Source organism: Paenibacillus sp. TSA_86.1 (genome assembly GCF_052691815.1).
Map to the genome: position 1 here is coordinate 41,306 of NZ_JBQZGE010000005.1, position 13,796 is coordinate 55,101.

Annotated in this window: 13 protein-coding genes; 9 read left to right on the top strand and 4 right to left on the bottom strand. The window is 46.5% G+C overall.

What is annotated here, in order from left to right; all coding sequences use genetic code 11:
- Positions 1-92: 92 nt before the first annotated feature.
- The 3 genes from ACUTVW_RS12950 to ACUTVW_RS12960 all read right to left on the bottom strand — a co-directional run bounded on the left by ACUTVW_RS12950 (position 93) and on the right by ACUTVW_RS12960 (position 2,598).
- A complete protein-coding gene (locus ACUTVW_RS12950; protein ID WP_445646182.1) occupies positions 93-608 on the bottom strand; it encodes a hypothetical protein in 516 nt (171 codons plus the stop codon).
- A 102-nt stretch (positions 609-710) separates the two neighbouring features.
- On the bottom strand, positions 711-1,505 hold the full coding sequence (locus tag ACUTVW_RS12955; RefSeq protein ID WP_445646183.1) for an isocitrate lyase/PEP mutase family protein: 795 nt from the start codon (positions 1,503-1,505) through the stop codon (positions 711-713).
- 46 nt (positions 1,506-1,551) lie between these two features.
- The gene (locus ACUTVW_RS12960; RefSeq protein WP_445646405.1) at positions 1,552-2,598 is read right to left on the bottom strand and encodes a bifunctional transcriptional activator/DNA repair enzyme AdaA; all 1,047 of its coding nucleotides are present in this window, start codon (positions 2,596-2,598) and stop codon (positions 1,552-1,554) included.
- Between the two features lie 303 nt (positions 2,599-2,901).
- Between ACUTVW_RS12960 and ACUTVW_RS12965 the strand changes: the two genes are divergently transcribed.
- The 3 genes from ACUTVW_RS12965 (at position 2,902) to ACUTVW_RS12975 (ending at position 7,097) form a co-directional block, all read left to right on the top strand.
- The gene (locus ACUTVW_RS12965) at positions 2,902-3,303 is read left to right on the top strand and encodes a LysM peptidoglycan-binding domain-containing protein (protein ID WP_445646184.1); all 402 of its coding nucleotides are present in this window, start codon (positions 2,902-2,904) and stop codon (positions 3,301-3,303) included.
- 209 nt (positions 3,304-3,512) lie between these two features.
- Entirely contained in the window at positions 3,513-4,088 is a 576-nt protein-coding gene (locus ACUTVW_RS12970) for a hypothetical protein (protein WP_445646185.1), read from the top strand.
- Between the two features lie 339 nt (positions 4,089-4,427).
- Positions 4,428-7,097, top strand: a complete 2,670-nt coding sequence (locus tag ACUTVW_RS12975; RefSeq protein WP_445646186.1) for an S-layer homology domain-containing protein — start codon at positions 4,428-4,430, stop codon at positions 7,095-7,097.
- 238 nt (positions 7,098-7,335) lie between these two features.
- Here the strand turns inward: ACUTVW_RS12975 and ACUTVW_RS12980 are convergent, their stop codons facing one another.
- Positions 7,336-7,911, bottom strand: coding sequence for a GbsR/MarR family transcriptional regulator (locus ACUTVW_RS12980; protein WP_445646187.1), 576 nt, complete (start codon positions 7,909-7,911; stop codon positions 7,336-7,338).
- Positions 7,912-8,111: 200 nt separating this feature from the next.
- On the opposite strand from ACUTVW_RS12980, the gene ACUTVW_RS12985 reads away from it, so the two are divergent.
- The 6 genes from ACUTVW_RS12985 (at position 8,112) to ACUTVW_RS13010 (ending at position 13,765) form a co-directional block, all read left to right on the top strand.
- On the top strand, positions 8,112-8,987 hold the full coding sequence (locus ACUTVW_RS12985; RefSeq protein ID WP_445646188.1) for a carbohydrate ABC transporter permease: 876 nt from the start codon (positions 8,112-8,114) through the stop codon (positions 8,985-8,987).
- A gap of 50 nt (positions 8,988-9,037) precedes the next feature.
- Positions 9,038-9,892 carry a carbohydrate ABC transporter permease gene (locus ACUTVW_RS12990; RefSeq protein WP_445646406.1) on the top strand — a complete coding sequence of 285 codons (855 nt, stop codon included), beginning with the start codon at positions 9,038-9,040 and terminating at the stop codon, positions 9,890-9,892.
- Between the two features lie 52 nt (positions 9,893-9,944).
- Positions 9,945-11,321, top strand: a complete 1,377-nt coding sequence (locus ACUTVW_RS12995) for an ABC transporter substrate-binding protein (protein ID WP_445646189.1) — start codon at positions 9,945-9,947, stop codon at positions 11,319-11,321.
- A 124-nt stretch (positions 11,322-11,445) separates the two neighbouring features.
- Positions 11,446-12,216 (top strand): HAD family hydrolase, encoded by a 771-nt coding sequence (locus ACUTVW_RS13000; protein ID WP_445646190.1) that lies wholly within the window; start codon positions 11,446-11,448, stop codon positions 12,214-12,216.
- Complete coding sequence (locus ACUTVW_RS13005; RefSeq protein WP_445646191.1) at positions 12,213-12,551, top strand: DMT family transporter; 339 nt, start codon at positions 12,213-12,215, stop codon at positions 12,549-12,551. The genes ACUTVW_RS13000 and ACUTVW_RS13005 overlap by 4 nt, the downstream gene beginning before the upstream one ends.
- Positions 12,551-13,765, top strand: a complete 1,215-nt coding sequence (locus tag ACUTVW_RS13010) for a metallophosphoesterase family protein (RefSeq protein WP_445646192.1) — start codon at positions 12,551-12,553, stop codon at positions 13,763-13,765. Before ACUTVW_RS13005 ends, ACUTVW_RS13010 begins: the two co-directional genes overlap by 1 nt.
- Positions 13,766-13,796: the final 31 nt, after the last annotated feature.

Here is a 13,796-nt window from a genome sequence, read left to right on the forward strand (position 1 = left end):
CGAAGACCTAAACTCAGGGCGATAAAAAAAACACGAGGGAGTATAACTCGCCTCGTGTTTGTTGTACCTTCTCATGTTTGTTGTATCGTTATTTAAGCTTGAGCTTGCGGTTTGAAACCTTCCTCTTGAAGATATTCTCCGGCTTCGCCGCGTGATTCAAAAGCCATATCCAAATCCTGGCCGGAATACACACACCACATGTCATTATCATATTTTAAGGTGAGTGTATGTCCCTCTTCATTGATCCATATTCCGCCGCCTGACGACAGAGTAACCGGGACAGATTCTTTTGGGGTGGGTGCTTTCTCAGCCGCTTCAACTGCATCCGGATTGTAAGACATCGCTTTGAGCGTTGCATCCAGCAACGAGCGCAGATCCGCTTCCGAGTAGTCACGAATATTAACGAACCCTTTGGCATCCGTTTCATAGTTCGGCAACAGCCCTGCATAGATATAACCATTACCGTTCGGGTGAATGTGAAGTGCCACGATCTTTTTCTCATAGGCGCTGTCTTCATAGTGGAAATTTACACGCCCCAGAGAAACATTTTTGCGCTGCAGCTGGGGATAGGATTCAAGAATTTCAAGCTTTTGTTCAACGTTAAGCATATATGCCTCCTGTTACTAGTTAGGTAGTCGGATTATACCACAGGTGAAGGCCGAGGACATCCTCTGTTCATGAGGGAAGCGTGGTACGAAAACACCTCTTTATTATGATCCATATGATCCTGTCAAAATACGTTGCCCTAACGCTTTCAGGTGTTCCATGACTTGCAGATAAGGATAAGGGCCATAGCTGATTCGTGAAACCCCTAGTGCAGCCAGCTGATTGGGTGAAGGCTCCGGGGAGGTTACCATCACGTTGACGGGAATTGGGGACTGTTCACACAGTTGTTGAATCCACTCCGGATGCTGTAAACCTGGAACGAACAAACCGCTAGCCCCTGCTTCTGCGTACGCCTTCGATCGTGTAATAGCTTCATGTACCAACGCTTCCTGATGCTGTTCAGGAACTTGTTGCAGAAATAAATCTGTACGCGCGTTGATAAAAAGCCGGATGCCTGCCTGCTCTGCAGCCTCGCGAGCTGCGGATAACCTCAAACACTGTTCTGCAGAACGATACAAACCTTCACCATTCGGAAGCTGATCCTCGATATTAATACCTACTGCTCCACACTCGATAATTTGCAATACATTTTGCTTCACTTCTGACATAAACCTGCCATACCCTCCCTCTATATCGATGGTTACTGGCAAATCCACGCTCTTTGTAATGCGTGCAAGGTTAGCAAGTACCAAATGGAAGGGCAGAGCTTCTCCATCCTGTTCACCGTGGGTTGCGGCAACAGAAAAACTTCCGGTAGCGATAGCTGCCGCTCCTGTAGATTGAATAGTCTGTGCACTTCCAGCATCCCACGCATTCACTAGTACGAGTGGTTTTCCTTTGATGTGATATTGATGAAATTGCTCAGCTTTTTCCCTTAACGTGTGGTTGTTGACGTTCATCTCGAATCATTCCTTTATCAGATAAATGTAATGCTGATCCTCACGATCATGACCGCTGTTTCTCATGTTGGAGCAGCCAGTTTTTACGTGTCAGTCCTCCTCCATACCCGCCGAGTTCCCCACTAGCGTTAATTACACGGTGACATGGAATAACAATAGCAAGCTGATTAGCACCGTTGGCCTGTGCTACCGCCCGGCATGCCGTCGGTTTTCCAACGGCGTTAGCAATCTCCTGATACGATCTCGTTTCTCCGGCCGGAATAGCTAATAACGCTTTCCAGACTTGTTTTTGAAATGGTGTTCCTAAACAGAACAACGCTGTGTCGAACGCCGTCCTTTTGCCGTCGAAATATTCATCTAACTCCCGTTCTATAGACTGAATAGGCGCTGATGTGCCAGGCACGATTGCAGATTGGGTACGCTTCCGCAGACGTTCTACCTCACGTTCCAGTCCTCTGCGATCAATGAATTCGAGTAAATATAAAGCTTGTTCATCCGCCACAGCCATCATAGGGCCAAGACGGGTGTCGATCCAGGCCGCCTTCAGTATCCGTTCTTCATCTACATGTGTAGGCGCAGCTCCCATAATCCGCGAAAAAGCATCCCGAAATCCACTGCTTGACTCATATCCCGTGGAGAGCTGGCTATCGATGACGGTACGTCCGGAGCGAATATGCTTTAGGGCTAGTCCCATACGCCGGGCGCGTGCATATTCGACAAAGGTCATGCCGAATCTTTTTTTAAACTGACGGCGAGCTGTGGATTCATCAATGGATAATGCTTTGAAGTCCTGTCCCTTCCATCGTTTCTCCGGCTCTCTCTCTACAGCCTCAACCAGCATGCGAACCACATCCGAAACCTGATTGGGATGAGATAAAGGTCTACAACGCTGACAAGGACGGAATGACGCAAGCAACGCTTGCTGAGCCGTTTCGTAAAACTCGCAGTTCTCGAACTTTGGCTTTCGAGCCGGGCAGGTAGGGCGACAAAATACACCCGTTGTTTTGACCCCGACATAAAATAAACCTTCATATTCTGAATCTTTGGCTACCAGTGCCTGGTAATACTGTCCTTTCAGATCCGCAGAGATCATAAACCGCACGTCCTTACTTCCTTGGAATCATAATCGTTCCCTTATTATAGGGCAGAAACAAACCTCTCATCGCCGAAAATCAGGCATCTATTCAATTCTGTTGTTTATCTCGGATTAGGAATTGTTCAGAATTTGTTTAGAATAGGGTGATAATATAGACCTATATTTTAATTTAATAGCTAGTCGTATATTCCTAATACAGATTCAGCAAGACAGATATTTTTTGTTGTTAAATGCAATTATATAAGCGGGCTAAATGAAGATTGGCGAAAAAGGTAGATGAAAATCGGAGGTCAAATGAAGATGAGATATTCCACGTATAAAAGTATTCATGAACATGAACAGGCCGTGTTAACTAAGCCTGATTTTTCGTTAGAAAAGCACATTTCTGAAAAGTACACTTCTATGCTTTCTATACGAGATCAAGTCACACGCCCCGCGATGATCAAGCTACTTATTACCATTAGTGTATTCATTGCTGGCTGCAGTGTAGTGTTCAAGGCCTCTGCGGGTGATCAACCTGTGTTGCTAAATCAGCAGGTCGTTGTATCCTCAGGGGATACGCTATGGAGTATATCGCTTGCGAACAAACCGGAACAGATGGATACTCGGATTTATGTCGAAGCACTCAAAAATACAAACCAGTTGGCACACGGAACTATTCAATCCGGTCAAGTACTAGAGTTACCGAGATTTCAGCATTAATCATAAGAAATAACACTTCTGATTCCCATCTTCTTGAATGCAAGCTCATACACTTATCACTACGAAAGAACAGGTTGTAGTTTGAATTTTAGAATCATTTACATATTATGGAGCTTCATGAGGGACGATATGGTGTAGTGATGAATAAGGTTCACGTTCTAATTTGTGTATGAGAAGGAAGCAAAAAGAATAAAGGGAGTCGATGAAGTATGAATCGTATCGTCAGGAAATCTGCGCTGTATACAGCGGTGTTGTGTATGGTCATCGTCGTTAGTGCCTGTGGCGCCAAAAATAATAAAGAGTCTGTACAGGAGCACGCCTACCCGCAGTCCAAGCAACCGATCGAGGAAGCTGGGCAAGACTCTATACCTAATGCGGAAGCCAAGAACAACAAAGATCAGGGCAACGCAAAAGCGGAAGAAGGCAAGATGGAGACGCAGTCTAACGCTGAGGCATCGTCAGAGGAGATCGACATTGTCATTGATCAATCGGATAAACCGATGGAGGGCAACAGCTTTGATTTTGTGATCAAGCAGGTGCCTAAAGGGTATAGCCTAACGGAAATGCGCTGGACGTCTAACACGGTAACCATTGTGAATTCGCTGCAAGAAGCAATCGAGCATGGGGCGAACGGAGAGGACGGCTTTTATTTTAGCGGTAATGGCCAGTTCTCGGGATTTATCTATTCGGACGAGATGAAGGGCGAGCGCGGGAAAGCCATATTTGTGTTTACCAATGATGAGGGTAACATGTTAATGTCCGAGAAGGAGATCCTATTGAAGTGACTGCAGGCATGCTCAGGACACGGAGATGCGAATATAAGTGCGGATAAGATAAAATAAAACAGAGAAAGCAGCCTTGAGGGCTGCTTTTTTGTTTGTTTATTGAGACTGAATAGCTATAGCGATGTATAGGTCTTGAATAATGTTTTATATAGTGTGAATGTTGAATTATGACGAAAAAAATTTAAAAAAAGTTCATTTTATCCGCTAAAAAAGGTTTTTTAACCTAATATTTACCCATTTGTTCAGAATCCGTTCAGAGTTGTGTACTACAATAGGCCTATCTATTTAACAGAGAGATAGATTAAATAATTTGATTGAGAACATCTGAGGAGGATAACAATGGGCAAGATTCGCAAATCATTTAGTTTATTAGTTGTTTCACTCATGCTGTTGCAAGGGGCGTTAACGGGTGCTGTCCCTGCGGGAGCGACACCAGTTGAAGATAGTAATTCGACCTCTACTACAAGCACGAATACAAGCACCAACACGGAGACTTCGAACACCAGTACCAACACCAACACAAGCACGGAGACCTCAAACACCAACACAGAGACTTCGAACACAAACACTAACACTAACACAAACACCAACACAAACACAAACACGGAGAATAATAACTCGTCTTCGAATACACAGACTCTTTTGGAAATGTTAAAGACGGCAATTTCAAATGGGGATGGAAATACGGTACTTGCTATATTAAAAAGTGAAGGTTTGCTTCAGCAACCAGAAGCATTTAATAACCTTTTTGATAATGAAAAGACCCTGGTTGCTAATGCTTTAATGAATCTAGCTCCTAAGTCTCACATGTACACGGAACCACAGGTTCAATTTATTACAGATGCTAGTATCACGGCACTCAAGGCTTATAGGGAAACAGATGTAAAAGGCATGATGTTGATTCTGAAAAATTTCTATACTCAAATCTTAGATCATAAAAATTTGTTTTCAGAAGATGATTTTAAACCGTTTGAGTTAGCTGCTCAAACATATTTAAACAGCACATTCGTAGATCAATACTTGGCTGCTTATGTCTCTAAATTATCGGCAACATATCCTGGATCAGAATTTAAAGACAAACATGTGCTTCTGTTGTTGAGCGGCCCAACGAATATGCCTTCTGTAAACATGGCAGAGGCTAATGACGTTATGGAGGTCTTTGGTTACCTCTTTATGACAGAGATGTTCTCAATGCAGTACAATGCTGGGAATTCGAATGCGAAGATCGAGGAATTCCCTCTTAAACTAGATAAGCTAATGTTATTACCTCAAAACAAAACAGAGGAATTTACGGAGTGGATGGTGAGCGAACGACCTATAGGAGGTTATAAAACGTTCGAAGAAATTCAAAAGGCATTTGATCTATTTTTTGCTCCAGCTGCACCAAAAGTGACTGGTGATGATGTCAAGAACACAATTATTGGTTTGGAAAATACAATGGAAATCTCCATTAATGGTGGTCTGAACTGGCTTGATGTTGCATTTATGCAAAGCATAGATCTGAGCGGCGACAAGACGATACTAGTTCGTTATAAAGCCGTTGAAGATGTACTGCCAAGTCGATTCGTAAAGCTCGTATATACAATGAATGATTCAAATACCAATCCTGGTAATAATAACGGGGGCAACACAGGTGGGGGTACATCTACAGCTACACCTGTATCAAACGCACCAGTAACATCCACACCTGCACCAACGACGAAGCAAGAACAGCTCGTGGTGGATGTGAACGGAGTTAATGGCACGAACCTGACCAAGACACCAATCACACGTACAACCGAAACCAACGGAACCGTTAAAGATTTGGTGAAAATGACAGATGCGATTGCCAAGGAATCGGTTGAAAAAGCAAAACAACTGGGTACCAATACGGCACGTATTGTCATACCAGATACGAAAGATGCTGTGTCCGAAACACGGGTCGAAGTCCCGAAAACAGCTGTAAAAGACTTGAGTGACGGTTCGATGAAACTGGAAATCTCAACAGAGAATGCAGTCATTTCGGTACCTACACAGTCCATTACCGGATTCGATCAAGACTTGTATTTCCGCGTGGTTCCACTGAAAAAAGAAACCGAGCGCAAAGATCTGGAAGAGCGTGCAAAGAAAGAGCAAGTGATTCAGCAAGTTGCTCCGAATACCAATGTGCGTGTGCTTGCTCGTCCAGTTGAGATCGACACGAATATGCAAAGTCGTGAAGTGACGCTCACATTGCCACTGGGCAATAGCTTGCCAACGGATGCGACAGCTCGTCAGCAGATTTTGGATAACCTGGCTGTGTACATTGAACACAGCGATGGCACGAAAGAACTGGTACAAGGCAAACTCGTGAAGCTGGCTAATAACAGCGAAGGCATTGAGTTTACGGTAACCAAATTTAGTACATTTACGCTGGTTGTTGTAGACGGGCTGAAAGCTTCTCAAAAGACAAATCACCCATACATCCAAGGTTTCGGCATTGATTTCCGTCCGGATGCGTTCGTTACACGTGCACAGATGGCCGCAATGCTTGTTCGTAACATGTCGGGTGAAACAGCAACAGCAACCGTGGCAGATACAAAATTCACCGATGTATCCGCAACACATTGGGCAACAAGTGAGATTCAGAAAGCACAGGCTGCAGGTATCATGAATGGCCTGAGCGGCACAGCTTTTGCACCAGAAGGTTCGATTACGCGTGCACAGATGGCAACCATTGCGTACCGCTGGATGCAAAAGCAACCAACGAACTCGGCAGCAACAGCACCAGAAGCAGCTTCCTTCACGGATGTAGCCGCTGATCTGTGGGCAGCAGATGCAATTGCCTATGTGCAATCCACGGGCCTGATGGCTGGATACAGCGATGGTACATTCAAACCGGATAGCAAGCTGACTCGTGCAGAAGCGGTAAAAGTGCTGAACGTATTGTTCAAACGTACACCGCTGACCGGAGTAGCGACGCCATCCTTTAGCGATGTGCCTGCAACCCACTGGGCATATGCAGATATTGAGGCTGCGGCACAGAAGTAGTTTTTATAGGTAATTTAGTTACAAGGTACTCAAAAATAAACAGAATAAACAATGTGAATGATGAGAGAGTACTATAAAAAAGAACAGTATGAAAAGAGCTGTGCCCAAAGCCATTGATCGGCTGGGTACAGCTCTTTGTTGTATATGCTTATTATATAATACATTGATCTCAATCTTATATTTGCTGCTGAATCTACTCTGTTAAGATCCGATATCTTTAAGTCTATACTCAGCAGGGCTAGTCGTGCTGTTCCGGTATTTCTGTTTTTTCTTCATATAACTTACCCTCTCGCAGCCGATCCACGAATCCTTGAAGCCAGACATAATATTGCTCTGCATGCTGGAGCTTGTGCAAATCTCGCAATGCCTCTTCCCGATCTTGTGCAGTCGTGTGTTCCGATAAGATCATGGTTGTCAGATCAGGGATAACCTCTCGAATACCCTCCAGCATCACATCCACTTCCCGTTGCAGTTTTAATCCGAAGAAATTCTGAAATGTGCGAAAGAAGTCTGTCTCCGCCATATATTGATCCTGCCGCTCTTTTTTCTCGTCCAGCTTATAAATCATCTGGGATTCGGTTAACGAACGAACCGCATAGCTCATGTTGCTTTTGCTCATATTCATTGAGGTTTTCATCTCTTCAAGCGTCATCGGACGATCTTCGAAATACATTACGCCATACAATTTACCAAACGTATGATTAACCCCATATAAGTCCATCGTATTGGCGATCGCCTCGATAACTCTCTCCCTCAGCGCAGACCGATCGGGTAACGAAACATGATTCGGGTTCCCGGCAATTTCTTTTCCCACAATGTCACCTCGGCAATAGGATAAACGTTTCCAACAACATATTCATATTTTACATGACTCCTTTGAATTTTAACACAACCTCGAAATAGATTTTTCAAATCGAGTGTACAATCATTTTTGTACGGAAGATCAAACAAGCCAATATATATCTATAAATTGCCAATTGTTAAAGAAAATTTGAACAATAAGGAGTGGGGAAATTGCGCTTGAAAGTATGGAGGGAGTCGGAGGCGGTTCTATTTACGCTGCCAGCTTTAATCCCGCTGTTGATTTTCTGGCTGGGGCCTCTGGGATATATCGTATATCTCAGTTTTACCGACTGGGACTTCATGAGCCCGAACAAGCTGTTTGTGGGGTTGGACAATTACACTTATCTCTTAACAAACTCTGAATTTTATCGATCTCTGAAAGTTACGCTGTTGTTCGGACTCGGGAGTGTGATCCCTACGATTGTGGGAGGACTTGCACTAGCGATGCTGATGAATAGCAAAATGAAATCATCCGGTATTTTTCGCACATTACTTTTCTCGCCATGGGTGACACCAACGGTTGCCGTATCCATCGCATGGTCGTGGATTTTTGAACCGCAAGTGGGATTAGCCAATCTGATGCTGGGCTGGGTGGGAGTATCACCGATTGGATGGCTCCGTGATATGGACTGGGCAATGGTGGCCGTATTGATTGTCACCCTGTGGAAGTCCATTGGTTGGGCGATGGTGTTCTATCTGGTAGCTCTACGGAATCTGCCGTCGGATCTGCTTGAAGCAGCGTCCATTGATGGTGCGGGAGCTTGGGACAAGTTCAGAAGTATTACCTTACCGCTGATCTCGCCAACGACCTTTTTCCTGTCCATTATTCTGACCATTCAATCGCTACAGGCATATGACCAGATTAACGTCATGACTCAAGGTGGACCTGCTGGATCAACTCGAACCTTGCTTTATATGTATTACCAGTCTGCTTTTGAATCGTTTCATGTCGGAGAAGCTTCATCGATTGCTGTAGTTATTATTCTGATCTGCGTACTGTTATCGGGAGTGTCCTTCCTGCTTGGCAGACGCCTGGTGCACTACTAATGACAATGACGATGCCAAAAAGTAAAACGAGCCAAATGAAACCCAGAGAGATGCATAAGGCATCCCGTAAAAAAATAAAAATCAGTGCGATCCTTCGCTATCTGGTGCTTGCTATTATCGCACTAGGCACTGCTTTTCCGTTCTATTGGATGGTGATCAGCGGATTCAAAACGAATGATGAAATCTGGCAGTTCCCGCCGACCTTCTGGCCAGAGACATTTCTGTGGCAGAACTACGTGGATGCCTGGAACGCTGCACCTTTTGCAAGGTACATGTTGAATAGCACCGGGGTCGCGATAGCGATCTGTCTGTTCCAGATTGTGAACTCCAGTATGATGGCATACGCCTTGACTCATATGAAATTCCGTCTTAAGGGCACGTTAACCGGCATCATTCTGGTGGGTTACATGATCCCAAGTACGGCGGTATATCTGCCCAGTTATCTGGTGTTAAGCGAGCTTAACCTGCTGGATTCCTACACGGGTCTGATCGTATCCAACTGTGTCAGTGTGTTCTCCATTTTTCTGATTCGTCAGGCCTTTATGCAGGTGTCTCATGAACTCGTGGAAGCCGGACAGCTGGATGGAGCATCACATTTCCGCATTCTCTGGACGATTATTGCACCGCTTGTTCGCTCCAGCTTCGCCGTGATGGTGCTGATTACCTTCATCGAACAGTACAACAACTATTTCTGGCCGATGCTCATCACCAAAGACCCTGACCTGCAGCTGGTGTCAGCCGGATTGCGAAGTTTCTTCGTGGAAGGCGGAGCCTATGGGCTGGCTTGGCCGCAGATTATGGCTGCGAGTGCATTTACCATCGCACCTTTACTTATTCTCTTCGTGTTCACCCAGAAAACGATCATGCAGAGCGTGAACATGACGGCTGGCGTAAACAAGAATTGATATGCTTCACCTTTTCGCCTACTAAAGTCACCCAAAAACAGGAGGAACAACAATGAATTGGAGCAAGTCAGGCATGACTTTGAAGAAGAAAATGAAGCTGAGCTGGAAAGGCGGCATGTCGCTGGTACTCGCGGCAAGCTTTGCATTAATAACGGCTTGCGGAACACAAGCCCCGGCAGAATCAAATTCAACGGCTGCTGCTAGCGGCGGTACGGACACACAGGCGAAAGCGCCCGTGGAGATTGAGTTCTGGTATGGGCTGGGCGGTAACCTGGGCGACAATATGAAAAAGAAAATGGATGCCTTCAACGCTTCGCAGAACGAAGTTGTTGTGAAAGGCATTGTACAAGCGGATTACACGGAGACTGAGCAGAAGCTTCAAGCGGCCATTGCTTCCAAGAAGGTACCTGCTGCGGTTCTGAGTGCCAATATTGACTGGGCGCGCAAAGGCTACTATGCACCCATGGACGAGATGATCGCGGCTGACCCGAACTTCAAAAAAGACGATTTCATTCAAACGTTCCTTGAACAAGGGAATGTAGACGGCAAGCAATTCTTTTTACCGATGTATGGCACGACTCAAATTATGTACTACCGTATGGATACGTTCAAAGAGAACGGGATTGACCCGGCAAGCCTGACGACATGGGAGAAGTTTGCCGAGGCTGCCGCGAAGATGAGCAAGAAGGAAAATGGTAAAACGACCTTCTACGGCTGGGAGCCAATGTGGGGCAGAGACAACATGATCGATGCGGTTATGGGCAAAGGTGGCAAGATTCTGAGTGATGACGGTAAAACCGTGATGATCGATTCTCCTGAATGGATCGAGACATGGGAGTTGTTCCGTAAATGGATCAACGAAGACAAAATCATGGGCATCCAATATGGTGGTCAAGGCTGGGAGTATTGGTACAAAACGATTGACGATGTGATGAAAAATAAAGCGGCTGGATACACCGGTTCAAGTGGTGACCAAGGCGATCTCGATTTTAAAATCGTAGCGGCCATGCAGCAACCAGGCTGGGAAGGCATTGGCGAAGGTAAACCGGTAGCGAGTGCAATTCTTGCAGGTATTCCGGCAGCGGCAAGCCCGGAGCAACAACAAGCAGCGTATAAATGGCTGACGTATTTCTCCAAAACCGAGAACACCGCTTCATGGTCGATGAACACAGGTTACATTGCGGTGCGTCAATCTGCTCAGGAAGATCCAGACTTCAAGAAGTTTAGTGAAGAGCATCCGCAGATTACTGTACCATTGCAACAGGCAGCACATGCTTCATCTCCTTTCCGTGACCCAACAGGCGGTAAGATCAATGATGCGCTGAAGGAAGCAGCAGATAAAGTGCAGATCAATAACATACCCGCAGAGCAGGCGTTGAAGGAAGCCAAAGAGAAAGCGCAGAAAGAACTGGATCGAATTGCCAAATAATGCATTGTATTACATGGAATTTTCATCTCCTCTCATGTATAAGCTTTAGTGCCTGAGCCCAAAGGGCGGTACATCACGTACCGTCCTTTCCATTCATTACGATCGCAGACAAGGAGTTTAGTCCATGCAAGAGAATAAGGTAGACCATAGATCAGAGGTGCAAGTTCAAGCCATCCTGTTTGATAAAGATGGGACGTTGCTTGATTTTACAGGCATGTGGGGGTTCTGGACGGATTGTGTACTGCGGGATTTTAGAGAACAGCTTGCTATCCGGGGGATGGAAATGAAAGAGGACGATCTTCCACAGATCTGGGGTACATTTCATGACGAGCAGGGCCGAATGAACGGTTATGATGTTCGGGGCCCGCTTGCCATGGGTACGATGGATGAAGTGTATGCCGTGCTGACGTGGCATGGATATCGCGCAGGACTCAGCTGGGCAGAAGCCAAAATAATCGTACGGGCATGCCTCGCACAGGCGGAGGAAGCGATGGAGGTACATCGTCCGGCACATCCGCTACCCGGTGTGAGAGAGTTTTTGGAGCAGTCACGGAGTCAGGGGTTGAAAATGGGCGTAGTGACAGCCGATGAAACGGCAAGTGCAGTCAAACATCTGCAATGGATGGGGCTGGATGATTACTTTGACATCGTCATTGGCACAGATCTGGTGGACCGTGGTAAACCGTTTCCTGACATGTTGCTACTTGCTTGTGAGCGACTCAGTGTACAGGCGCAGCAGGTCATGGTGATTGGGGACACGGACGGAGATATGGAGATGGCGAGAGCTGCAGGAGCAGGCTACAAGATTGGCATTGGTGAGTCTGGGAAAATACAACTGGCGGATCGCACAATCCAGACGTTCCATGAATTGCTCTCCGGTGGGTTAGGCCGATGACGAATATTCAGACCTATCTGGGCTGGGTGTTGCTGGCACTTGCCATTGGTCTGGAGCTGAGTGCCACGATCTTGCTTAAAGTGTCGGACGGTTTCTCCAGATTGTGGCCTTCCGTGATGATGTTCGTTTGTTACGCCGCGAGCTTCACTTTTCTGAATTATGCCGTGAAGTATATGCCGCTGGCTGTGGCCTATGCGATCTGGTCAGGCGTGGGGATCACGATGATTGGCGTGGTGGGGCATTATTTCTTTGGTGAACGGCTACGACTGACGTCGATGGTGTGGATGGGTTTTATTTTGATAGGCATTATTGGACTGAAATGGAGTGATTCATAATGGGTATTACCGAGCAACCACTTGCTACCTTCCAGGTGATCACGGACACACATGTACGGGACGAGGCAGATCATATTCATAACCGGCATCTGGAGCAGGCGCTGGCGGATATAGCTTCGTTTAGCCCTGGCAGCAGCGGCATAATGCATGTAGGTGATGTGACCGACCGTGGACTGCCGAGTGAGTATCGGGAATGGCAGCGAATCTGGGAGCAATATGCGGAGAAGTTGCCTGAAATACGCTTCACGGTCGGCAATCATGATATCGGTGCGATCATCTGGCAGAAGCCACCCCTGGTTCTGCTTGAGATGACGGAAGGTCACGTTGCTGAACTGCTGGAGCAAGATGCGGAACTGGAACACCCGGTGAAGCAGACAGCTGAGGAGTCGGCGGCACTGATTCATAGACTCGCTGGCGACCAATATGTGCTGCCAGGGCATGGCGGGCATGAAGGAGAAGTGGCAAGTCCATATGGCAGTGTGGATGACCACCTGTATGACAGTCAGGATGGAAATACAGACGGAAGTGCAGATCAAGATGTTCGCACGGAAATTTCAGATAGAGCGACAGCTGATACGATTACCGTTGCGGGCCTATGGCATCGGCGTTTGATTGATTTTGAAGCGGCGACAGGCATGAAGGGAACTTACCACGATCATTGGATCGATGGATATCATTATATCTTCCTCGGCACGGAACAGCCGCATCCAAAAGACTGTGAGATGTCGTCTGAACAGCTGGAGTGGCTGGATGCGAAGCTGGCTGAACAGGCCGCACTGGATCGTCCGATCTTTCTCTTTATCCACCAGCCCCTGATGGATACCGTTGCGGGATCACTCCAGAAACAAGGCTGGTATGGCGTGAATCAGGATGCAGAATTGAAGGCAGTACTTGCCAAGTATCCACAAGCGATTCTGTTCTCCGGGCATACCCATTGGCAGCTGCAAGCACCGCATACGATGTTCGATGGTACTGGCCGGATGCCAACCATGTTCAATGCTTCCTCTGTCGCTTATCTATGGACCGATGAGGATGAGCATCTGGAGGGTAGCGAAGGGCTACATGTTGAGATTTACAAGGATCGGGTGGTTGTGAAGGGACGTGATTTCACTGCCGGGAAATGGATTGAGGGTGTGGAGTATACGGTCGGTATCCTCAGGAGTAGTCAAGGAGAAACCCTCTTGGAATCAAGGGGAGACAAGGCAGTGACTTGAGAAGCACATCTTGTCTTCTTGAAGACTAGTG

What these genes read in the sequence shown, in the direction of transcription:
- ACUTVW_RS12950 (WP_445646182.1), bottom strand. Translation starts at nt 608, where the DNA reads ATGCTTAACGTTGAACAAAAGCTTGAAATTCTTGAATCCTATCCCCAG.
- ACUTVW_RS12955 (WP_445646183.1), bottom strand. Translation starts at nt 1,505, where the DNA reads ATGAACGTCAACAACCACACGTTAAGGGAAAAAGCTGAGCAATTTCAT.
- ACUTVW_RS12960 (WP_445646405.1), bottom strand. Translation starts at nt 2,598, where the DNA reads ATGATCTCTGCGGATCTGAAAGGACAGTATTACCAGGCACTGGTAGCC.
- ACUTVW_RS12965 (WP_445646184.1), top strand. Translation starts at nt 2,902, where the DNA reads ATGAGATATTCCACGTATAAAAGTATTCATGAACATGAACAGGCCGTG.
- ACUTVW_RS12970 (WP_445646185.1), top strand. Translation starts at nt 3,513, where the DNA reads ATGAATCGTATCGTCAGGAAATCTGCGCTGTATACAGCGGTGTTGTGT.
- ACUTVW_RS12975 (WP_445646186.1), top strand. Translation starts at nt 4,428, where the DNA reads ATGGGCAAGATTCGCAAATCATTTAGTTTATTAGTTGTTTCACTCATG.
- ACUTVW_RS12990 (WP_445646406.1), top strand. Translation starts at nt 9,038, where the DNA reads ATGCATAAGGCATCCCGTAAAAAAATAAAAATCAGTGCGATCCTTCGC.
- ACUTVW_RS12995 (WP_445646189.1), top strand. Translation starts at nt 9,945, where the DNA reads ATGAATTGGAGCAAGTCAGGCATGACTTTGAAGAAGAAAATGAAGCTG.
- ACUTVW_RS13000 (WP_445646190.1), top strand. Translation starts at nt 11,446, where the DNA reads ATGCAAGAGAATAAGGTAGACCATAGATCAGAGGTGCAAGTTCAAGCC.
- ACUTVW_RS13005 (WP_445646191.1), top strand. Translation starts at nt 12,213, where the DNA reads ATGACGAATATTCAGACCTATCTGGGCTGGGTGTTGCTGGCACTTGCC.
- ACUTVW_RS13010 (WP_445646192.1), top strand. Translation starts at nt 12,551, where the DNA reads ATGGGTATTACCGAGCAACCACTTGCTACCTTCCAGGTGATCACGGAC.